We start from the raw sequence: 22,113 nt of genomic DNA, 5'->3' as shown, positions 1-22,113 counted from the left end.
AACAATGATCATCGATGATATTATACAGGGAATAGATGAAGGTGGGCCTAGGAGCTACTACTCTTTTGAAACTTTCATTCAAAATTTATTCAAGCACCATATTGAAAGCCAAGGAAAAGTATTCCAAACTCTAAGTCAACGAGATGGATTTGGCGACGCTATTGCGCCTGAGGGATTCGACTTATTTGAAGGCCCTACCCTTATTGAAATCAAGTTTAACCTTGGAAAAGTGCCACCCACTTTGCTTTTTAAAAGGATAGCCCATCAGTTTAATCATGAGTCGGAAGAACAGAGTATTTCAAATCTCTTGATAATTTCTGCTAGACCAATTTCATCAAGAATGCTTACCAGACTCAAAGAAAGTATTGAACGATATCAACTGCCCTACAAGGTCACTTTTTGGGGGCCAGAAGAATTAAATCGTGTTGCCTCAAAAAACAGAAAAATAGTTAATAAGATAGCCAATAATCTATTTTCATTGAGATTAGAGTCAGCAATCACAAAGCCTCTTAGAGACTGGAAGTTAGAGCGAGAGGAAATCATAGAAAACCTTAAGTTTTGTTATAAAAAAGGTCAGTTCTCTTTGTTTTTAGGTGCTGGAGTTTCAAGTAGTGCAGGAATGCCTGATTGGAATACATTGTTAAACTCACTTTTTGTTACCTACCTTACACAGGAATTTGATGGAGATGTAGCCATTGGTGATGAGGATATTAGTGAGTTAGTTAATAGGCTTAATAGTATTGATGAGCCGTCAGCATTAATGGCTGCAAGATATTTGAGAAAAGGTTTGTCTAAGCGAGAGCATGAAGCACAAGATTTCATAGAAGCAGTTACGAAGAACCTATATAAGCTGAGAAATCCTAAATTCAATATAGATTCAAGGTTGATTAAATCAATTTCCTCCATGTGCTTACCAAGAAGAACAGGGGCAAAAGTCAAGTCAGTTGTTACTTACAATTTTGATGATCTCTTAGAACGACAGCTGACTTCAAACTCTATTCTTCATAGTTGTATCTTTTCAGATAATGAGAGTTATGATCCTGATGAGCTTCCTATATATCATGTACACGGTTTCTTACCTGAAGATAGAAAATCATATCATGGGCTCGATAGCTCAACATTAGTATTTTCAGAGGAAGGTTATCATCAGATATACTCAGATTCATATCACTGGTCAAACCTAGTTCAGCTAAACTCATTTCGTGAGAACAATTGTTTGATGATAGGCCTTTCTATGACAGATCCGAATCTCCGTAGATTACTTGATATATCATCAAAGAACATAGAAAGAAGTAAGCACTTTTCATTTATGAAGAGGCTTTCAAATAACGATTTTTCTTATAACGGAAATGGCAAGGAAAGATCAAAAGTTATTAAAAACATTGATGCTTCAGAAAAATTCTTGGAGCGACATCACACTTTAAATGAAGAGTTAATGAAGGAATTAGGAGTTACTATTATTTGGTATGAATCCTACGATGATATCCCTAATATCATTAATCAAATATTACAGCCTTAAAACTAACACTGCATTTCAACTTACAATCCGTTGAATTCGGCGTCAACTTTATRGTGATAAAAGTCAATTACGTACTATATAGAAACAGTGTATCATTAGCAGAATACCATTCACCCTAGAAGAAAATACATGCAATATCAAACAGTCAGCCAACGTATATACTACTCAAATAAGGAATATGTACCTGTAGGAGAAATTGCCCACTCATTAATTGCTTTTGAAAGCTTAGTGAAGCAAGCACCGGAGGTGCTTGAGGCTCTTTTCCCTGATGCAAAAATTATTGATGTAGAAGTATTTATTAAGGAGATACGCTCTGACAGTATTTGGGAAGATCTTGTTGTTAAGTTTATATTTGGTAATCAACAACGATTTGATGAGTGCATAGATAATACAAGGCAAAAATTGGGTATAGAAAAAATCATGAAAAACAACCCTAATTTCTTATCCGCTATACTGGTGGCGATGATTTTAGCTGGCGGTGCGTATTATCTTGGGAGAACTTCTTCCCCTACGGACAAAGAAGCTAAAGCGACAATCGAGGCGAATAGTAATACTATTATTCAAATTGGTGCTGGTATGGTGGATATGACAGCAGAGGAGTTTACTTCAATAGTTATATCGGCCATTAAAGATAAAGAAAAGTTAGCAGAAAACTCCTCAAAGGTTGTCAAACCTGCCAAACGTGATTCAAAGGCTACGATCACGTTCAACGAAGATCCAAACATTCAAATATCTAATGCGTCAGTTCGAGCTATGCCTGAATATAAGGAGAAATCTGATGAGCGGGAAGACATAATCGAAGATTTTCATGACGTTCGACTAGAAATACGAGCGATTGATTTAGATTCAACTAAGCGAGGCTGGGCTGTTGTAGCTCCGTCATTACACAAACGTCGTGTAAAGTTACAGCTAGATCCTTCAATTAAGCCAATGGACTTGAAGAATCGCCTATCAATTGACGGTCATATAACTGTAGTTTGGGGTACTGATAAGCAAGGTAAAAAGCTACCTAAACTCATATTTTTACGTGAAATATTGAACTAGGTATATCGTAGTAAATACAGCTAACGAGTATGTCGTCAATCGGCGTTGTTGATCAAATTATTCACCTAACACACTAATCCCAAAGGGATTGAACCCATCAATCAACTCAATAACTAACAGGTATCCCAAGTCTTATGACTTTGTTTACCAATGCCTGATTGTATTGCTTCCAATTGCTAATTTTGTACTTGGCTTTACTCATCATCTGATGACCTGTTTTGAGGCTTTGATGATCCGATCGCGGATCGGATGATAAGTTCAATGATTTAGGAAACACAGCCTTTGTTAAATGCCGAATTAGTTCACAAAAAACGAGATTCACATCTCAAAAAAACAACCAAAATAAAACTAGATGTTGAATTTGGTTATAAAACTTGGATCCTATGCACACCAACCAGCTGAATTTAAGAGAAAACTCATGAAAATCATTACTGGAGAAGTATCTCAAGTTCATACTTCTAGTTATCAACAGTCTGAAGGCTCTGAAAATAATAAAAGGCAAGTCACCTATCAAGTTCAAAAATTCTTGTTACATGATAAGCTTTATATTTTTAAGCGACCTGGTTCTGCAATGAACATTAATAATGGCAACACAATCACTATAGCCGTTGGTCTTGGTAAGAATGTGAATCGACTATATAACGTGACTACAGGTGAATATTCGCACAAAAGCCCTCACTCATTTCTTGTGTTGATTTTGACAATGGTAATAGCTGCGATTGGCATATGGAACTTTTCTTTAAAAGATCTAGTTGTCAATTTCTCACCTGAGTATACAAATTATGCATATATTCTATTCTCAATAGTTATTTGCTTTCAGTTTTTTCTATATGCTAGAGAATACATTTTATATAAAAAACTGAAAGAAAAATAGCAAAAATACCATATTCTCAATTATTAGATTTTGTCGATTTTTTATTTCTTTCACTCCCAAAAAGCGGGTCACTGGCAATTAGAGTTTTCCCGTTTTACACCTTTTAGTTTACCAATACCTAGGTTTACGTCCCATCACACAACCTAGCGCCGCTATCCTTGTGACGACCCACTCGCTTACTTAGCTCTCTACTCGAGCGATAGCTCTGTCTTTCGGTGGAACAATTTTGGGAAAGGAATCGTCATTTCTCCATTACCTCTGTCGACTGGCACAACTGCATCCAAGCCTCGGCGGTGCGTGAGACATAACGCTCGCCGTGCCAGACTAACCCCAGTTGCCATTCAATCGCTGGGCTTATCGGTTTCACCAGCAATAACTCACTGTCTTCCAAGCTGGCGCTGAGGCGCTGGCATAAGGGCGCAGGTAAGAACGCCACCCCTGCACCACTTTTCACTAAGGCGGCTAAAAAATCCCACTGACTGCTACGCGCGGCAATAGTTGGCTGATAACCATGCTCTTCACAACGGGCAATAATCCGATCGCTTAAGGTAAATTCAGCGCTATACAGATAAAACGGCTCGTCTTTGACTGCCTGCCATGTCAGGCTTTTTTCCGCGCGCCACACGGCTTGGTTGGGCAGCACCGCATAAATGGGGTGAGTTTGTAAGGGTAAGCTTTGCAAACACTCAGGCTGGGTGTCAGTGAGCATGGTGATTGCCACATCAATCTCACCATTGATCAGGGCTTGTTCGGTGCGCCGCCCACCGTATTCGACAATACTGAGCGCGACATTCGGATATCGTTGGCGGTACTCACGCAATACATTGGCATACAGCGGCCCTATCATCGGTGGCATCCCCAACCTGAGTTGGCCGCGTGCCAGTTGATTGAGATCGTCGAGCTCAGTATTTAGCTGCTCGAACTCAGCAATAATGCTCTGCGCACGCTGATACACCACCTCACCAGCATCGGTTAACCAAAACCGCCTTCCCTCTCGGTGCAACAATGGCTGACCCACATCTTGCTCAAGGTTACGCACCATTTTACTGATTGTCGGTTGCGTCACATGCAACGACGCCGATGCCGCGGTAAAGCTCTGCTTTTCCACCAAGGCAATAAAATAGCGCAACGCACGAATATCCATAAACGGCCCTTAAAAGCTAATCGTTAACCATGCCATTTTGGCATAGTTGATGGCGAAAAAAGCAGAGGAACTGGCACTTGTTACCATGCGTCACTAGGTTACACTTTCGGTAGCATGAAGCAGTCTCTCATTAAGTCTCGCTCACCGCGTTTGATACCCGCTTCTTTTGCCAAGCTCTCCCACTTTGACACGGCTTGGGCGACTTGATGATAAATCTTGTCAGCTGTTTTCACATCGAGTTGAAAGTACTCTGCCACCTCAAACGCTAGGTCAATATCTAAAGCGTTATCTTTGTCGTCAATATTTAAGTGCAGACCGTGGGCATGTTGTGTTGAATTGATGTCGTAGGCGGGTGACAGTCGCCAACCTGTCGTGTCAAAAATAAAGCCATGATTACGTAGGTGATCGTCACTATTGGCAACCATGATATTAAACAGCATACGTCTCCAAAGCTGTGCCAAGTCCGCCCGCGTATTAGAACCATTCTGGATAAGAAACTCCGCTAACTCTAAGTAGCTCGCTCCATCATCATTGCCATCGAAATATTCAAGCTGTGTCATTGCTGACGTAAATTGCAGTCTCCTGCCGTCATCGGTACGATCAAATCGCTTAGTCAGGAAAATATGGTGGTCTGAACCAATGGCCTGCACTTTACATTCAGCCATATTGATCCCAGAGTCCAAGGCCATTTGGTAAACCAAGTATTCCCACAGGCCAATATCATAATCGTCATACCGACTTGGAAACTTTGCCAGCCATAAAGTACCATCGACATCTCTTACAGAAGCTTTCGGCCTAGCTCCGCCCAACGATGACCCTGGTGAGATAAGCATATTCAACCATTTGAGGTAGTCAGGATTATCAAAGTCGGGTTTGTCCTCGATGCCTTGCGCTGCACATTCTAGCTCCGCGAGTGAAGTCATAGCTGGAGCCGCCAGATCGTCATTGTCGTCAAGAAAATTGCCACCATGCTCGGTGCAAAACCTTAAAGCGCCCATTCTAAAAGAGTCATGAACACCGAGGAGATAGTCGGTTTCGTACAATGTGTTCGCTCTACGTCCCTCAATGCGGGCTATAACAGCCTCTCGACGTTGCATCAGCAAGCGCCCCCATCGATCAGGGCAAGAATCCAAGAATATCTTGAAGTTTTTGTCATCTTCAGCGTGCTGCTCGCCACTATATAAATGAAGGCAAGGGTCGATTTGAGAAGCATACTTAGATTTAAGCCAGGTCTTGTCATAGCAAAAGCTGAAATGTTCTTTACCACGGATTCGCGATGCTCTCAGTGTCCCAATAAACAAGGGCGGCTCAGTTTCAATCCAATCAGCGTAGACAAAGATTTCCATTCGTTTGATGCCCTATCGTCTCGTTTTCAACAACTCGATATCTTGCAGTTTCCTACCAAGTTCATCATCGAGCGCGACTTTACCTAGATCGTCTAACAAACCTAGTACGGCGAGCACATTAACATAATGGCCTAACGACACTGTCGGATCGCCTTTTGTGATTTTTCGTAGCGTTGGTTTCGAGATCCCTGTGCGCTGATGCATTCTATCTTGACTGATCCCTCGACGTTTCATCGCCAATAAGATGTTTTCACCCAATTGATGCAATATTTTCATCTGCCGCGGGAACACGGTGGCACCGCGCTTGGGCGGCGATTCCTTATCACACTTCACCATAATGAAATTAAAACTAGATAAAAACTCAGTATATGAAATCATAGTTTCACATTAAAAAGAAATCAAAGACAATCTGATAAGACTCGATTTTGTCAAAAACAACATGACGGACTGCCCATAAAAATGAAACTATAAATTATTTTTAAGGAGTTATATGAAAACATAGTTTCACTTTTATTGCCAGGCATGTATGACGAAAAACTGATTCCTCACGGGACTGGGTCGTCGCTAACGCAGATTTATCGCTCAACAAATCATGCCATTTTGGCATAGTTTAAATAAAAAAAAGTCACTTTATTCACTCTCTGCCAAGACGTAAACTATGAGCCATCTCACAGATTCTTGGCACGCCTTCGATGCAATTGATTAAAAACGCCTTACTTACCTTACTGCAAGTCTTTGTCTTAGCAGGCATTTGGTTTTTGTCTGATTGGTTGGTCACAACCTTTGCTATTCCACTACCGGCCAACCTCACCGGTATGTTGCTGTTGTTAGGCGCATTAATGTTGAAAGTTGTCCGTGCCGATTGGTTACGTCGCGGGGCAGCGTGGCTGTTAGCCGAGATGTTGCTGTTTTTTGTGCCGGCGGTGGTGGCGGTGGTCAACTACCAAGATTTATTGCTGCAAGAAGGCGGTAAGATCATGGTTGTACTGATTTTAAGTACCGCGATGGTGATTGCGTCAACCGCTTGGGTGGTCGATAAAGTGTATCGTTTTGAGGTTAAAATGGCGCGCCGCCGCAGTAATCATCATCACACGCATCATCCTGATCTAAAACCGGAGTGCTAAGCCATGATGTCTTTACCTGCTTGGCTTCACGCCTCGTTATTAAGCGTTACCTGCTTTTTAATGACCCTTGGCTTTTATTACATGAGCAAATGGCTGTATCGCCGTCACCCCTCCATTCTGGTAATGCCATTGTTGCTCGCGCCCTTGCTGATTGTGGCGGTGGTGGTTGGGTTTAACATCCCGTATCAAGACTACATGGCGCAATCGTACTGGCTGCTGTGGCTGCTGGGCCCGGCGACTGTAGCGTTTGCGATCCCCGTGTATGATAACCGCGCGCTCATCCGCCGCCATTGGTTGTCACTATCGATAGGCGTCACAGTGTCTGTGCTGGTCGCCATTACCAGTACCGTGGTGCTAGCGCGGGTGTTTGAGCTATCTGAACTGCTGCAACGCAGTTTGGCGATGCGCTCAATCACCACCCCTTTTGCTGTAGAAGCCACCAAAGCAATTGGCGGGCAAAGCGATCTCACTGCGCTGTTTGTGGTTCTCACTGGGGTGATTGGCATGGCGATTGGTGAAAGTATTCTGACCGTGATTGCGATTCGCTCGCGCTTAGGTCGCGGCGCAAGTTTAGGGGCGTCGGCACACGGAGCGGGCACCGCTAAAGCCTATCAGATAGGCCATGCCGAAGGGGTGGTGTCGAGTGTGGTAATGATGATTGCGGGCATGGTCACTGTGCTGCTTGCGCCTATATTGGGTCAGCTGCTTTGGTAGGTGATCGCTAAAGGCTTTTCTGCGCTACGTTATCTGTAACAACAGAAAAGTGGGAGTGGATGAAAGTTTCTGCTTGATGCGCAGGTCTTGATCCTCACCAACCCTAATAACGAGGCGATCATGAAACAGCACAAATCAATGTGGCGAGTTATCGCGTTCACAGCGTTCAGTTTGCTATCGATAGCAAGTTATGCGGCGGTGAAAGACACTGCCACCACGTCGCAAGGCTACCAAAAGGCGACCCTTGCCGGCGGCTGCTTTTGGTGTACGGAAGCTGATCTTGAAAAACTCGACGGCGTGATTGATGTGGTATCTGGCTACTCAGGCGGTGAGCTTGAAAATCCCACCTATAAAGAGGTTTCGTCCGGCACCAGTGGCCACATTGAGGTGATTGATGTCACCTATGATCCAAAAGTCGTGGATTACGAACAGGTGCTCGATCAGTTTTTCCGTCATATCGACCCCACCGATGACCAAGGCTCGTTCGTTGACCGTGGCCCGCAATATCGTCCCGCGATCTTTTATCGCTCTGAAACCCAAAAGCAAATTGCCGCGGATTTTATGGCGGAAATTGAAGCGTTAGGCGTGTTCAAAAAGCCGCTGAAAACCGAGCTGATCCCGTTCGAGAAATTCTGGCCAGCAGAAAGCTATCATCAGGATTACTACAAAAACCACAGCATTCGCTATAGCTACTACCGCTATGCCTCAGGGCGTGACCAGTATCTGGACGAGATTTTTGGTGACGATCGCAAAGACAATCCGGTCACCTTGCGAGAAATGATTGATGCGCAAAAAGCGGAAGAGATGACAGCAACGAACACCCGCTACTCGCGCCCCTCGGATGAAAAAATTCGCGCGATGTTGTCAGATATTGAGTACGAAGTCACGCAAGAAGACGGTACCGAACCCGCGTTCCGCAACCCGTATTGGGACAACAAGCAAGCCGGGATTTATGTAGATATTGTTTCGGGTGAGCCGCTGTTTTCCTCCACCCATAAGTACAAATCCGGTACCGGCTGGCCGAGCTTCACACAGCCCATCAATGAGCAGTATGTGGTTACCAAGCCGGATAACTCCCTGTTCTACACGCGCACCGAGGTCCGTAGCAAGGTTGCCGATTCGCACCTTGGCCATGTGTTTGAAGATGGCCCCGCCCCCACCGGCTTGCGCTATTGCATGAACTCAGCCGCGATGCGCTTTGTGCCGGTCGATAAAATGGCCGAGGCGGGTTATGAGGATTATCTTTATCTGTTTGAATAACGCAACCAGTGCGTGATTGGCTTGTAAACCTGCGGTAGAGTAAAGCTATACCGCTTTTTTACGCGAGGCATTGGATGCACACGATATTGATCACTGGATTTGAACCCTTCGGCGGCGAGAGTGACAATCCGTCTTGGCAAGTGGCAAAAGCATTAGAAGGCTGGCAGCCTAATGAGGAGTGCATCGTTAAAGCCGTGCGGCTGCCCTGCACTTTTGAAGACAGCTTATCGACGTTACACAGCGCGTTGGAATCGCTCAGTCCGGTGATGGTGATCGCTCTTGGCCAAGCCGGTGGTCGCGCTGAGATAAGCTTGGAGAAAGTAGCGATCAATTATCAAGATGCGCCTATTCCCGACAACGCCGGTAAGCAGCCACATGGCACGCCGGTGGTGTCATCTGGGCCCAATGCCTATTTTTCTACCTTGCCGCTCAACCGTTTAGTGAACGCGTTAAACGAAGCCCATCACCCTGCCAGTATTTCTTACACCGCGGGCACCTTTGTGTGTAATCACGTGTTTTATGGCTTGATGCATGCGCTGGCTCATCATACTGAGGTACGCGCCGGCTTTATCCATATTCCCTACAGCCCAGCACAAGCGTGTAAGCACCGCGCCCCGAGCATGCCAGTGGGTGATGTGGTGGCGGCGATCAAGATAGCCATTGAGTTGAGTTTATTGGATGACGATGTCACCACCGTGTGTGAAGGCATGTTGCACTAACGCAAGATAGATGGCGCTCGGACGATAGCGCCTCGAAGACGGAGCACAGTTGCGATTACCGTGCTCCTAACCCAGTCGCTTAAAACAGCCATTCAGTGACAAGATCGTTGTCGGTTAGCACGCTATCGAGAAAGGCAAACAAGTGCGCATTCATCGGTGCCGTATCAAAGGCGCGAATGGAGGCAGGGTCTTGAATAAAGCGCTTGTTAGCGGCCTCGCCCTCTGGATAGGCGGCGTGCAGTAAGCCTTCAACCGCCAGCGGCGTCAATTCAAGATGGCATTGAAAACCATACACCCGTGGTCCGTACTTCACGATCTGGCGCGGACAGCCTTCGCTACTGGCTAGTACACGACTATTTGGTGTCAGCCCCGGCATATCATTGTGCCAATGGCCCACAATTTCTTGCGGCGCGAAGTGAGGAATGTGCTCATCGATATGGCCATCTTCGCTTAACTGGATGGGGAAGTAGCCAATCTCGGGCTCAGGACTTTTCTGATACGGTGCGCCCAAGGCTTCACCAATCAGTTGCGCGCCGAGGCAAATCCCTAATACCGCACTGCCTTGCTCGATACACTGCTTAATCAGCGCTTGCTCGCGCTGACTATCAAAATGCGGACACTCTGACTGTGGCGTATCTGGACTTTGCGGCCCACCGAGTACCACCAGCAGATCAATGCCTTCACCACTTTCTGGCAACGGCTCGCCCCGATACAAATGACTGGTTGTCACATGATAGGCACGCTCGTCACACCAATCTAAAATGGCACCTGGGCCTTCAAACGCCTCGTGAATAACAAGATGGACGCGCATTCCTCACTCCTTGGGATTTGTTTTACGCACGATTGCGGCTAAGCATACTATATTGAGCGTCGGCCTCAAGCCTTGCCAACCTCGAGTGGCGGGCGCGCCACAAACGCTTGAGTCAGCAATTGAAACAGCTGCTCGGTTGCCGGCAGTTCATCTAGGTGCGCGGCTAATGGAGTATGCACCTTGGCCTCAATGCGATCGGGGTGACCACAAAGCTGATTACACAGCGATACAGGGGCAACAATATGTTGGCAATCCGCATCAATCAGCAAACACGCTTGCGCCAGCATCACCGTTTGTTTAGCATCGCCTGCGCCTAAACGCAGGATACGCTGGGCAGTTCCCACCACTTTTTTGCCGAAAATATTGAGGTTGTAGTCACCATCACAATACGAACCGGGCGTGTCGCCCACCGTCGTTGCAATGCCTAACTGATGGAAAAAAGACTGTAAAATGGTGCAAAAATACTGGTAAGCCGTCTGGATATGATAAGGCGTGTTAGCAGGCCACACCGTCAGATAAGACACGTTAATCACCCCTGGCAGTTGCGGCACCGGCGCCCCGCCTGTTTGGCGGTTATGCACTTGCCAACCTAACGCTGATAACGCGCGGCGCAACTCAGGGGTTTGTGGCCATTTTTGACCCGCCGGCAGTACCAAGGTTTGCGCATCTGGCTGCCAAAGCAGTAATGCCTCGTTGAGTTCGCCCTGCTCTATCCGGCGGATCAGCGCCTGCTCTTTCTCAAATGCAGACGCCACCGACAGCGAGGGATAACGCAAAATCGTTTTTTGAGTCGCCATCGTGCACTCGCTATCGTTATATTCCTATTATTCGGCTATTAACCGAACAAACGCTGCCAAATGCTTGGGTTGCGTTTGTCGTGGTACTCTTCACGCAAGGCATCGATTTGGCGCATCCCTTGTTTTGCTTGGTCGAGATCGCCTTCGCTCAGTGCCGTATCAATCTTATCCAAGGTCACCGCCAATTTATCGAACCCTTCCATAAAGATATCCGCTTTTTCCGGTGGGTAGCTACCTGCTTTGGCTTTCGCGACCAAGGTTTCTAGTTTCGCAACCGGCGCTTGCATGGCTTCGATACTTTGTGCGCTCGCCGCCTCTTTAAAGGTCATTTTCATTTCTYTCATGATCGGCTTGAGCTCAGAGGCCGAGACGTTCAACGACAGCAGCACCGCCACCGCGCCCGTGAGTATGACTTTCTTCATTTTTGCTCCATCTAATTGTTTTTTATTAATAATATTGTGCCGTCATCTTACCCATTTCTCACGGTCTTGCCCAGCGAAGAAGCGTAAACCAATGTAAAGCACTTRCACATTCCCTATCCTGATGGTATGATAGTTGTAAATGATAATGATTTTAAGTTAGATAATATGAAACAGCCAAACTATCACCTCACTCACGTTATCGATACCCAAACCGTCACACCTAATATGCAACGCTTGACCTTACAAAGCGACGCCTTCGCGGGCTTCCCAGCGGAGTGTGAAGGCGGCTATATCAAGCTGCTGTTTGATAAAGCGGGAAGCACAGATCTGAGCGGATTAGCAGAAGGCGAGCGCCCTGTGATGCGCACTTATACCATTCGCCGCTTTATGCCTAGCCAGCAGCAAATTGAAGTAGATATGGTTCGCCATCAAATCGAGCAAGCCGACTGTGGCTTTGCCGCGCGCTGGGCACTGAATGCCCAAGTGGGTGATACCATTAACATTGCCGGCCCTGGGACGATTGCGCCGATTAATCAAGATGCGGATTGGTTCTTTATGGTTGCCGATATGACCGCGTTGCCCGCGCTATCAGCCAAGATCAAAACCTTGCCTCGCGATGCCAAAGGCTATGCGGTGGTTCAGCTCGATGCCGAGGAGGATGCCCAACCACTCGACGCTCCCGCTGGCATGGAGATTATTTGGCTAACCACACCGACATTGGCCGAAACGGTAAAAGCACAGCCTTGGTTAGCAGGGCAAGTGTCCGTGTGGTGTGCCTGTGAATTTGAAAGTATGCGCGCACTGCGCCAATATTTCCGCAATGACCATGACGTCGAGCGTGAGTTTATCTACATCAGCAGCTATTGGAAAAATGGCGTGACCGAAGAAGGCCACAAGGTGATCAAGCGCGAAGATGCGGAGAACAATCAGTAAACCTGACCACTTTTTACCTGCAGTGAGCGTGCTTATCGCGTCTCATCCCGCATAAAAAAAGCGCCGCTATCGGCGCTTTTTTCGATCTTCAACGTTTAGTCGTCAACTTAGTTACCCTGTTTGTCGAGCAAGTCGAAGAAGAAAGCATATTCCAAGGCATCTTCTTTGATGCGCTTAAAGCGCCCCGATGCGCCGCCGTGGCCGGCTTCCATGTCGGTTTTAAACACCAGCGTATGGTTGTCGGTTTTGAACTCACGTAGTTTCGCGACCCATTTCATTGGTTCAAAGTACTGCACTTGTGAGTCATGCAGGCCTGTGGTGACCAACAAGTTGGGATAATCTTGCGCGCTGACGTTGTCGTATGGTGAATAGCTGAGCATGTACTCATAGTAGGTTTTGTCATTCGGGTTGCCCCACTCGTCATACTCGTTGGTGGTCAATGGAATCGACTCATCCAACATGGTGGTGACGATATCCACGAACGGCACATGCGCGGCCACCCCTAAATAAAGCTCTGGCGCTTGGTTGATGATCGCCCCCATTAACAAGCCACCTGCTGAGCCGCCGACGGCAAACACCTTGTCTTTATCGCCATAGCCTTGCGCAGTCAGCGCTTTGGTCACATCAATAAAGTCGTTAAAGGTATTCTTTTTGGTAAGCTTTTTACCATCGTCATACCAAGGGCGACCTAGCATTTCAGAGCCACGGATATGGGCAATAGCAAAGACAAAACCGCGATCTAGCAGGCTTAAACGCGTGGTGGAGAACATGGGCTCCATGGTCGCGCCGTAGGAGCCATAGCCGTATTGATAGAGCGGATTAGTGCCGTCTTTTTTGAAACGGTCTTTACGGTACACCAAAGACACAGGCACTTGCGCGCCATCGCGCGCGGTGATCATCACCCGCTCGGATTGGTAGTTGTCTGGGTTGAAATCGCCCAGCACTTGGTTTTGTTTGAGCATTTCACGTTCGCCCGACGCCAAGTCAAACTCGTAATACGTGCCCGGTGTGGTCAAGCTGGTGTAATACACGCGTACCGCAGAGTTGTCCATTTCTGCATTGCCGGTCAGGTAAGACGCATAGGCCGAGTCGTTAAACCTCAGCTGATATTCCTCCCCAGTGGTGAGGTTACGCACCGTGGTACGCGGCAAGCCATTTTCGCGCTGCTCGTAGACCAAGTGGTTATCAAATAGCGTAAAATCAACTAACTGCACCTTATCGTTTGGCGCGATCACATCTTGCCATTGGCTACGATCGTCACGCTCGCTTTGGTGTACCTTCATCAAGCGAAAGTTCACCGCTTGATAGTTGGTATAGATGTAATACCACTCACCACGCTTTGCCACTTCATATTCGATGCCAGTTTCTCGCGGATAAAATGCTTCGGCGGTGGCATTTGGATCATTGGCATCCACGAGCGATACGCCGCTGGTTTCAGTGCTAGCGTGCCAAATAAAGATTTGCTCACCGTCTTTGCTTTTGCTCAATCCGGTGTAGTAGCTGGTATCCGTTTCTTCGTAAATTAACGCATCAGCGGATTGCGGGGTGCCCAAACGGTGGCGATACACCTGATACCCCAGCAAGGTTTGCGGGTCTTTTTTGATATAGTAGAAGGCTTGGTTATCGTTCTGCCACACAATACTGCTCGAGGCGCCTTCAATCTTATCATCGAGGTACTCACCGGTGGTGAGGTCTTTTACTTGAATGGTATAAACGCGGCGGCTGAGGGTATCTTCCCCATAGGCCAATAGGTTTTCGTTTGGACTAACGCTCAGTTGGCCAATGCTGTAAAACTCATGCCCTTTCGCGAGCGCATTGACATCCAAAATTACCGTTTTGTCGGTGCCGGCAAAGTCTTTCGCACGCACGTAAGTGCGGTATTCATTATCGCCTTCCACTTCGCTGGAATAGAAATAACTGCCTTTTTTGACCGGGACCGAGGCATCGTCTTTGACGATACGCCCCTTGATTTCATCGAATAGTTTGGCCTGCATTGGCTCAGTGTGCGCGAGCACCTGATCGGCATAGGCGTTTTCTTGATTAAGATGGGCGATCACGTCAGGATCTTGGCGTGCATCATCACGCATCCAATAGTAGTTATCCACGCGCGTGTCGCCGTGAATGGTCATTTCATGAGGGATTTTTTTCGCGACAGGCGCACTCAGTTCGCCTGGGCTGGAAGCTTTCACGTGTGACTCTCCTTGAAAACTGCACCCTGAGAGCAAAGACACCGCCAGTGCTCCGGTGAGTAAAATGTATCGGGACATACTTTTCCTTCAGGTTTATTTAGCCATAACAGTAATTTAACAAACAAGCATCTCTTTACTGACCTGAGGGTATTAAGCAAGTTCCAATAAACAATATTCTTTTTATCGTTCGCCAAACAATTGGCTGACGCATCGTTTCTTAATACCAGTCCGTATTATAAGCCTAAAACAGCTAATTCTTATCTTTTAGCCATAAAAGGCTAATTATAGCAAAGTGAGGCTTTGTGTGATCACAACGCCCACTAATGTCGTGATCACTACCGACAATAACGAACCAATTAAAACGTATTCAGTTAGGCTGCGATCGGCAGAACGCGTCAGCTCACCAAAGCGGAAAATCGACTTGGCTGCCAGCACAAAACCGACAGCGGTATAGCTGCCAAGCAAGGTAAAGGTCAGGATCAGAATACGCTCTAAATAGCCAATCAACGCCCCCGCAGCCACGAGGCCATGATAATTGTGTTGATGATCAGAGGGTGAGTCCAACGTGACCGTAAAGCGCTGTAACACGTGACCAATCAATACTGATGTCGGCTTTAAGATCAATAAATAGCCTGTGCCAATTACGACGAGCTCGCTAAACAGAGGCATCTCGGTCAGTCCAACCCAAGGTGGCTGCGCCACAAAACTCAGGGCAATTAGCCCTAGTACCAAAAGGTGTATGCCTTGGCTAACCGTGAAACGGGCCAGTGATGACTGCGCGACGAGTTGGCCATCAAACACTGCCACCACACACTTGGTCACCATGCCAACCAGCAATACACCCAATAGCGGCGAAACGTGCTGGGTCCAAAACACCGCTGGCACCAGTAAACATAAACCGTAGAGGAGCGGTGCAACCGCCCAATCCAGTATTCGTGCGCGTGGTGTCGATTTCGCCCACCAATTCGCAGGCTGTAGATAGAAGTCATAAATAAGGTGGGTCAGTAACAAGGGAACCAGCAAAGAAAGGAAGGCCATCATACTTGCGCCTCCACAGCTTGCTGAAACTCGGCCAACAATGCCTCGATAAGCTCCCAGCCCGCCGCTTTAAGGGACTTACTCACGGTTGCATTCGCGACTCCAAGTGCGGCCGCTAGCTCACCGTACGCAAGTGATTGATCGCGCTGTAATAAAGGCAGCATCATTTCGCATTGACGAGATGTCGCATCGCTGAGTTGCCGGTCAAGATAACGGATCGACAATTCAAATCTGTCTTCAAGATTGGCATTGGCGCAAAAAAAGGCCAGCCGCTGGTTTTTCATTGCTTTTAAGCCGCGACCAGATAGCACAAACGCTTGTCCCATTGACTCTGACACCGCCTCACGCAAATCCGCTTGCTCGGCAATCGCAAAGCTGATGCGACAATCAAACGGTTTTCCCAGTGCTTTGATGGCGACACGATACATCACGACATAGTGAAGCGCGTTCGCTACATCATGGATCACAGATTGAAACTCATCACCGCGTATAATGCTGTGCTGATTGGCGCAATGCGCTTGTGAAATATGAGCTTGTATGGTTTTGATTTGCGCCAGTACTCGCTCATACTCATCTCGATTTAAGGCGGTTGAATCCACCAGATCGCCACTGATCACCGCAATGGGTGCCTTGCTTTCTGTCGCCATCACTTATCCCTGTTAACCAACTCCGGCAAATTTAGCTTTTTTTGGCAAAAAGTACAAATTTACCCAAAAATAGCAAAACGACAAGCGAGACCGCATCGCGCGACCTCGTCGTTATGCCGGCACGAGCATCATCGCCGACTGGGCTGCAACATCAATTCGCTGCCCACTCGAGGCCGTGACGCCCGTAAGCATATCGCGCCAATCATTTTCTAGCGTCACTGAGAGTGATTGCGGCTCCAGGGATTTATTTAACACCAATATGCCTGCCTCTCCCCGTTGAATCACCAGCCAATCATCGGTCGCTTCCAAGACGCTCATGGGCTCACCATGGGTTAAATTATGAAAGGCGATCATTTGCACCATCTTTGGATCTTTCCACGCATTTTTCCAGCGTGGTTGGCCGTCTCCCCCTTTGATACCACTAGTATCAAGATCGGTATAAATCAGGGGAACACCACCATCACGCCCCAAGATATACGCGTAAGCCAACCACTCGCTCGCTTCGTCCATCACCAAATCCAAGAAAACATCATTGTTGGGAATGTCATGGGTAATGGCAAAAGTGATTGCACGCCCTTTCGATAAGGCTTGCCCAAAGCAATAGGGGTCAATCAATGATTTAAGGCTGCCCTGGTTGGAAAAAACATGGTAGAGCGTTGAGAAAAGCGGAAAATCGTAAGCGCCCAAACACGTCTGTTGTAAATAGGGAGCAAGAAACAATTCATACTCTGCTTTGCTCGCGCCACCGTCGGTGATGATTTCTCCAAAAATATGCGCATCATGGGTGATGTCATCGGTCCATACGCGCTTGAGGTGCTCTAGTGTCATGTGCTTAGCCGCATCAATCCGAAACCCTTTTACGCCAATGGCTTTTAACGCCTTAAGATAGGCGCGTTGCTGCGCTATCACATGATCACATACACGCAGTGTTGGCAATCCCGGATCGCTCGCCCCGCCGCTAATACGCCCGTTTTGTACTTGCCACCGATCTTTCCAATCTTGTATCCCAAATGCGTCGACGAAGTCATGCTCAGTAAAGAGTGGCTCGGATAAATCACCAAACAGGGTCAGTGTGCGATAGTGGTCTTCGTGCGCGTGATAGGCCGCCCTCACCGCTTGGCTGGGATAATTTAAGTCGCTGCGAACATGCGCTTCATTGGCCATATGATTGAAGACCACATCGACGTAAGTAAGCACACCAACACGGTTTAACGCTTCAACCATTGCTTTAAAGTCCGTGGTGTTACCGAGTGCATTTTCAATCACACGATAGTCTTGAGGTTGATATCTCAGCCACCAGCGTTCGTCTTGCGCACTTTTCATCGGGGGAGATACGAGCACCGAGCCATACCCTAACGCCCTGATCTCCGCGGCACGTTGGGCAACATCCGCATACTTCCAATCAAAAGCATGTAAGATAACGTTGGCTCCTGATGATTGGGGATCTTGCAAGCCGTTCATGTCTTTCTCCTCATCGCGTTCGCGCATCGAGTGTGTTGCCGTTGTGGGGCTTATTCAATAAGTCAAAATTATAAGCGCTATACGCATGCCGCCCTCCTCCTTTGGTCACTTGTATGAGGATGATAAGCAAGGCGTAGTCAGTGTTTCGCTGAGGATTAAGAAACCCTCGTTGGCCTGTATAACGGATGCCAAAACAGTGAGGGACGAAATAGGTTTGGCTCTTCAAGCTGGTTCGTAACCAGCTTTGCTCAAGGAATGGCGTGTAGGGGTGTACTCTTTAAATGTGTTTTTCCCTTCATGCTTGGCACAATAAAGGGCATCATCCGCTTGCGCCAACAAGCAATCAATATCGAGCACCTCGGTGGTGGTCGTCACTCCAATGCTGGCAGACAAGCTCATTTCAAGCGTTGAGCCACTGTTCTGAATAGCATTCAGCAACTCTGCAGACAACTGTTGCGCATTAGCACTGTCACAGTAAGGCAGCACGACTGCGAACTCCTCTCCCCCCAAACGTCCAACAACACCTTGGTCATCAATAACTTGTTCGAAAACGCTAGCACAATGGATCAGTACTTTATCGCCAACCGAGTGGCCGAATGAGTCGTTGATGGCTTTAAAATCATCCAAGTCAATCATCAACACACTGATTGGAAAAGCGGCGGTATCAACACGTCGTTTCGCTCTTGCCAAAAAGGCGCGGCGATTAAACAGCCCCGTTAAGCTATCTCGAGTCGCTTCGCGGTGAAGTTTCTCGTGCACGCGCTCCAGCTTATAAAGAAAGATAATCAGGGTATTGATCACGCTATAGGCGATGCCCGACAAAATCAGCCCTGCTTGTAACAGCGAGGTGCCCAGCAGTTGCGTAAATAGATCAGGATAGAGATGTGCAAATGTCGCCCTGCCTACATAGGCAACACTGAATCCACCCATCACCATGATGAGCCAACGCTTTAAACGCTGGCCCCCTATGTTCGTACTACTCACGATGGTTTGTGTCATCAGCCCTAACTGCAAACTGACGATCAAACTCGCGTAAACCACACGACTCCCGATGTCATCAAGGTATGACGACATCGATACAACAGACAGAATAACAGGTAGCACCAACTGCCAACGCGGTACGTCGCGCGCAAAAATTTGCCCCAACGCCCAGTGGCTGAACGAAAATGCCACCATCACACAGGCATTGTAAAAAACGATCCCTAAATAAGGGTGAAGGTGAGGACGGGCAAACAAGAATAGGTTGCTAAAGCCATGAATAAAAAGCGAGAGTGCCCATCCGTTAATCCCTGGTTCTTTGCGGTTTTGTACTAATAGAAAACCCGCTAGCAGCCATTGGATTGCAGTCAGAGTAATGAGCAGTGTCGGTGCATCGAGTTTAAACATCAGAGATACGTTAATTAGGGCGTGCTTTAACTTTACCACTTAATCCGTGGCCGTTTACCGCCAATCAATGTGCGCGGCTTCAATTTCTGGCGGTTAATCTTTATGACAGTTTCAGCGTCCTCGCGCCGATGCTATCCATAGATCGTGAGCGATAGGATCAGTTGCGATACAAGACCTTGATAATGTGCCAGCCGAATTTGGTTTTTATCGGCCCAAGCGGGCGCAATAACTCACCACTGAATACGGCTTTATCGAAAGGGGGTGCCATGTCACCGCGACGAAATTCGCCTAAATCCCCGCCTCGCTTACCCGAGGGGCATTGCGAGTACTTCTTCGCGAGCGTTTGGAAGTTTGCACCTTTTTTAAGCTGATCAAGCAAAGAGGTTGCTTGCGACTTATCGTTCACCAGTATGTGAAGGGCTGCTGCTTTCTTGGCCATCGGGATGCCTCATGAAATTAAAGCCGCTCAGTATACCGGATTTCTTCAACTGAATAATAAGAATTGTGCGTCGACCTGCGCCGAAGCGCGCGAAGGGAGTCTAAGCAATGATGTCGGCGAGTATGACGGTTAGCGCGAAAAACAAGCACAGATTACTTAGAGGTGGAAGCATAAACTAGAAAAAGCGCCTTCCCCCCAGCCTTTTTAATGCCAGCTCTATTGAGTTTGCTCATGCTCAATCACGTTTGATTTCTATCCGTCGCTATTGCAATAGCCCCCTTAAAACGCTGATTTGATGCAAAAGAACACGTTATGGAGCGTCGCGTTTATCGTTATAAAAAGTATCAAAAAGAGATCTAAATCACACTGCTGGCACGTTGATATTCATCTGACTTTAATATTTACACCTCTGATGGTTAAGCTGTCTGTATTATCTGCTATTTGTTTAGAAACATCGGCAGATGCTTTTACGGGTATAGGAGAGACAGGCACTTGCTGCCACCTCACTCGATGAGAAACCGATCTCAATCACACTCTCGTTAACCACGAGTGAAAGCTAATCCACATATCGGAGGGACATGATGTCCATTTACAGCCACCTTAAGCAATTGACTGCAATTTCATGCGTTGCCGCCGCGTTAGGCTTCTCAGCCATGGCCAATGCCGACACTTGGCGTTATGCCCACGAGGAGTACGAAGGTGACGTGCAAGACGTCTATGCACATAAGTTCAGAGAATATATTGAGGAGAACTCTGAGCACACACTGCAAATTTATCGTTTCGGTGAACTCGGTGAATCCGACGACATCATGGAACAAACGCAGGCAGGTATCCTTCAGTTTGTAAACCAATCACCTGGCTTTACCGGTTCGTTGATCCCAGAAGCACAAATCTTTTTTATCCCTTACCTGATGCCGACGGATATGGAAACCGTGATTGAGTTCTTCCGTCAGAGTAAAGCGGTGAATGAAGACTTCCCCGAGCTGTATGAAGAGCAAGGTCTTGAGCTGCTCAAAATGTATCCTGAAGGCGAAATGGTGATGACGGCGGACGAGCCTGTGACTGAGCCTGCCGATCTTCAAGGTAAGAAAATTCGCGTCATGACTAACCCACTGCTTTCATCAACGTATGAAGCCTTTGGTGCGACGCCAACGCCATTGCCATGGGGTGAAGTATACGGCGCACTTCAAACCAATATGATTCAAGGTCAAGAAAACCCGATTTTCTGGATTGAGTCAGGCGGTTTGTACGAAGTGTCACCTAACCTGATCTTTACGCACCACGGCTGGTTTACCACCGCCTCAATGGCAAATAAAGACTTCTTTGACGGCTTGTCATCCGACGAGCAAGCGATGATCCGCGATGCCGCTGACTATGCGTTTAACGAAACGGTTGAACACATTCGCGGCTTGGCTGAAAAATCGCTCGAGAAAATCAAATCATCGAGTGATGAAGTCACAGTGACACGCTTGACTGATGAGCAAATTGAGAAGTTTAAAGCACGTGCGCCACAGGTAGAGGAAACCTTCTACGAAATGACCGGTGAAAGCGGTAAAGCACTTCTTAACCAGTTTAAGAAAGACTTGGACGCTGTTACTAACTAGTCGCTAATCACTCAGGCACCGTGTCATGCGGTGCCTGTTTACTCGAGGAATACGTAATGACCGATTCCGACTCTCTCACGTACCACTCCGAGCTTCCCGGCCTCCTTGGCAAACTGGATACCCTGATTTGTAAAATCGAGTCCTTTATGTTGGCCGCAGGTGTGCTCCTAATGGCCCTTAATACCTGTGTCAATGTCATTGCTCGCTTTGGCTTTGGGCAGGGCTTGTTTTTTTCTGGCGAAATCAATCGCATTTTAATTGTTTTAATCACCTTTGCAGGGATTGGCTACGCGGCGCGTCATGGTCGCCACATCCGTATGTCTGCCCTGTATGACACCCTGCCTTTCAAAGGTAGAAAAATTTTAATGACAAGCATTGCGCTGATCACAGGCCTTATCATGCTGGTGTTGGCGTATTTTTCTTATCAATATATTGTCTCCGTTTATGACCGCGGTCGTATCTTGCCAGCACTTGGCTTCGAGATTTGGTGGATTTATATCTGGGTACCACTCGGCTTTATCGTCACCGGCATTCAGTACTGGTTGACTGTCTATAAAAATCTCACCTCGCCCGATGTTTACCTCTCCGCTGGCGTCCTCGATGGTTACGCTGAGACAGAAAGTGAAGTTTAAATAGGCACCT

General features: G+C 47.2%; 22 protein-coding genes. 10 read left to right on the top strand and 12 right to left on the bottom strand.

The window, feature by feature from the left end:
- Window positions 1–4 precede the first annotated feature (4 nt).
- From BZG20_RS13180 to BZG20_RS13170, 3 genes are all read left to right on the top strand, one after another.
- Window positions 5–1,519, top strand: coding sequence for an SIR2 family protein (locus BZG20_RS13180; protein ID WP_077579300.1), 1,515 nt, complete (start codon window positions 5–7; stop codon window positions 1,517–1,519).
- Window positions 1,520–1,648: 129 nt separating this feature from the next.
- On the top strand, window positions 1,649–2,563 hold the full coding sequence (locus BZG20_RS13175; protein WP_077579299.1) for a hypothetical protein: 915 nt from the start codon (window positions 1,649–1,651) through the stop codon (window positions 2,561–2,563).
- Window positions 2,564–2,981: 418 nt separating this feature from the next.
- Window positions 2,982–3,437 carry a hypothetical protein gene (locus BZG20_RS13170; protein ID WP_077579298.1) on the top strand — a complete coding sequence of 152 codons (456 nt, stop codon included), beginning with the start codon at window positions 2,982–2,984 and terminating at the stop codon, window positions 3,435–3,437.
- A gap of 241 nt (window positions 3,438–3,678) precedes the next feature.
- Here the strand turns inward: BZG20_RS13170 and BZG20_RS13165 are convergent, their stop codons facing one another.
- The 3 genes from BZG20_RS13165 to BZG20_RS13155 all read right to left on the bottom strand — a co-directional run bounded on the left by BZG20_RS13165 (window position 3,679) and on the right by BZG20_RS13155 (window position 6,203).
- A complete protein-coding gene (locus tag BZG20_RS13165) occupies window positions 3,679–4,581 on the bottom strand; it encodes a LysR family transcriptional regulator (protein ID WP_077579297.1) in 903 nt (300 codons plus the stop codon).
- A gap of 98 nt (window positions 4,582–4,679) precedes the next feature.
- Window positions 4,680–5,927 carry a HipA domain-containing protein gene (locus tag BZG20_RS13160; protein ID WP_077579296.1) on the bottom strand — a complete coding sequence of 416 codons (1,248 nt, stop codon included), beginning with the start codon at window positions 5,925–5,927 and terminating at the stop codon, window positions 4,680–4,682.
- A 12-nt stretch (window positions 5,928–5,939) separates the two neighbouring features.
- Window positions 5,940–6,203: a helix-turn-helix transcriptional regulator gene (locus BZG20_RS13155; RefSeq protein WP_051503382.1), complete on the bottom strand. Its 264-nt coding sequence runs from the start codon at window positions 6,201–6,203 to the stop codon at window positions 5,940–5,942.
- A gap of 416 nt (window positions 6,204–6,619) precedes the next feature.
- Between BZG20_RS13155 and BZG20_RS13150 the strand changes: the two genes are divergently transcribed.
- The 4 genes from BZG20_RS13150 (at window position 6,620) to pcp (ending at window position 9,744) form a co-directional block, all read left to right on the top strand.
- Window positions 6,620–7,051 carry a CidA/LrgA family protein gene (locus tag BZG20_RS13150; protein WP_077579295.1) on the top strand — a complete coding sequence of 144 codons (432 nt, stop codon included), beginning with the start codon at window positions 6,620–6,622 and terminating at the stop codon, window positions 7,049–7,051.
- Between the two features lie 6 nt (window positions 7,052–7,057).
- Window positions 7,058–7,765: an LrgB family protein gene (locus BZG20_RS13145; RefSeq protein WP_077579365.1), complete on the top strand. Its 708-nt coding sequence runs from the start codon at window positions 7,058–7,060 to the stop codon at window positions 7,763–7,765.
- A 120-nt stretch (window positions 7,766–7,885) separates the two neighbouring features.
- Entirely contained in the window at window positions 7,886–9,025 is a 1,140-nt protein-coding gene (gene msrB / locus BZG20_RS13140; protein ID WP_077579294.1) for a peptide-methionine (R)-S-oxide reductase MsrB, read from the top strand.
- A 74-nt stretch (window positions 9,026–9,099) separates the two neighbouring features.
- Complete coding sequence (gene pcp / locus BZG20_RS13135; protein WP_077579293.1) at window positions 9,100–9,744, top strand: pyroglutamyl-peptidase I; 645 nt, start codon at window positions 9,100–9,102, stop codon at window positions 9,742–9,744.
- 79 nt (window positions 9,745–9,823) lie between these two features.
- Here the strand turns inward: pcp and BZG20_RS13130 are convergent, their stop codons facing one another.
- The 3 genes from BZG20_RS13130 to BZG20_RS13120 form a co-directional block, all read right to left on the bottom strand.
- The gene (locus BZG20_RS13130) at window positions 9,824–10,555 is read right to left on the bottom strand and encodes a gamma-glutamyl-gamma-aminobutyrate hydrolase family protein (protein WP_046075948.1); all 732 of its coding nucleotides are present in this window, start codon (window positions 10,553–10,555) and stop codon (window positions 9,824–9,826) included.
- A gap of 65 nt (window positions 10,556–10,620) precedes the next feature.
- Entirely contained in the window at window positions 10,621–11,352 is a 732-nt protein-coding gene (locus BZG20_RS13125; protein ID WP_077579292.1) for a lipoate--protein ligase, read from the bottom strand.
- A gap of 38 nt (window positions 11,353–11,390) precedes the next feature.
- On the bottom strand, window positions 11,391–11,774 hold the full coding sequence (locus BZG20_RS13120) for a cytochrome b562 (protein WP_077579291.1): 384 nt from the start codon (window positions 11,772–11,774) through the stop codon (window positions 11,391–11,393).
- A 165-nt stretch (window positions 11,775–11,939) separates the two neighbouring features.
- On the opposite strand from BZG20_RS13120, the gene BZG20_RS13115 reads away from it, so the two are divergent.
- Complete coding sequence (locus BZG20_RS13115) at window positions 11,940–12,707, top strand: siderophore-interacting protein (protein ID WP_077579364.1); 768 nt, start codon at window positions 11,940–11,942, stop codon at window positions 12,705–12,707.
- A 107-nt stretch (window positions 12,708–12,814) separates the two neighbouring features.
- Here the strand turns inward: BZG20_RS13115 and BZG20_RS13110 are convergent, their stop codons facing one another.
- From BZG20_RS13110 to ppiC, 6 genes are all read right to left on the bottom strand, one after another.
- Window positions 12,815–14,974 carry a S9 family peptidase gene (locus BZG20_RS13110; protein ID WP_077579290.1) on the bottom strand — a complete coding sequence of 720 codons (2,160 nt, stop codon included), beginning with the start codon at window positions 14,972–14,974 and terminating at the stop codon, window positions 12,815–12,817.
- Window positions 14,975–15,178: 204 nt separating this feature from the next.
- Window positions 15,179–15,937, bottom strand: coding sequence for a DUF3307 domain-containing protein (locus BZG20_RS13105; RefSeq protein ID WP_046075955.1), 759 nt, complete (start codon window positions 15,935–15,937; stop codon window positions 15,179–15,181).
- Window positions 15,934–16,581: a hypothetical protein gene (locus BZG20_RS13100; RefSeq protein WP_077579289.1), complete on the bottom strand. Its 648-nt coding sequence runs from the start codon at window positions 16,579–16,581 to the stop codon at window positions 15,934–15,936. The genes BZG20_RS13105 and BZG20_RS13100 overlap by 4 nt, the downstream gene beginning before the upstream one ends.
- Window positions 16,582–16,692: 111 nt before the next feature.
- A complete protein-coding gene (locus BZG20_RS13095; protein ID WP_077579288.1) occupies window positions 16,693–18,042 on the bottom strand; it encodes an alpha-amylase family protein in 1,350 nt (449 codons plus the stop codon).
- A 222-nt stretch (window positions 18,043–18,264) separates the two neighbouring features.
- Window positions 18,265–19,428: a GGDEF domain-containing protein gene (locus tag BZG20_RS13090; protein WP_077579287.1), complete on the bottom strand. Its 1,164-nt coding sequence runs from the start codon at window positions 19,426–19,428 to the stop codon at window positions 18,265–18,267.
- Between the two features lie 157 nt (window positions 19,429–19,585).
- Window positions 19,586–19,867, bottom strand: a complete 282-nt coding sequence (ppiC, locus tag BZG20_RS13085; RefSeq protein ID WP_046075958.1) for a peptidylprolyl isomerase PpiC — start codon at window positions 19,865–19,867, stop codon at window positions 19,586–19,588.
- Window positions 19,868–20,445: 578 nt separating this feature from the next.
- Here ppiC and dctP point away from each other — a divergent pair.
- Window positions 20,446–21,471, top strand: a complete 1,026-nt coding sequence (dctP, locus tag BZG20_RS13080) for a TRAP transporter substrate-binding protein DctP (protein ID WP_198531491.1) — start codon at window positions 20,446–20,448, stop codon at window positions 21,469–21,471.
- 56 nt (window positions 21,472–21,527) lie between these two features.
- Window positions 21,528–22,103 (top strand): TRAP transporter small permease, encoded by a 576-nt coding sequence (locus BZG20_RS13075; RefSeq protein ID WP_046075960.1) that lies wholly within the window; start codon window positions 21,528–21,530, stop codon window positions 22,101–22,103.
- Window positions 22,104–22,113: the final 10 nt, after the last annotated feature.

This window comes from Salinivibrio sp. IB868 (genome assembly GCF_001995655.1).
In the GTDB taxonomy this organism is placed as follows: Bacteria; Pseudomonadota; Gammaproteobacteria; order Enterobacterales; family Vibrionaceae; genus Salinivibrio; species Salinivibrio siamensis.
The sequence above is the reverse complement of the archived record's forward strand: the minus strand, read 5'-3'. Positions and strand labels throughout refer to the sequence as shown.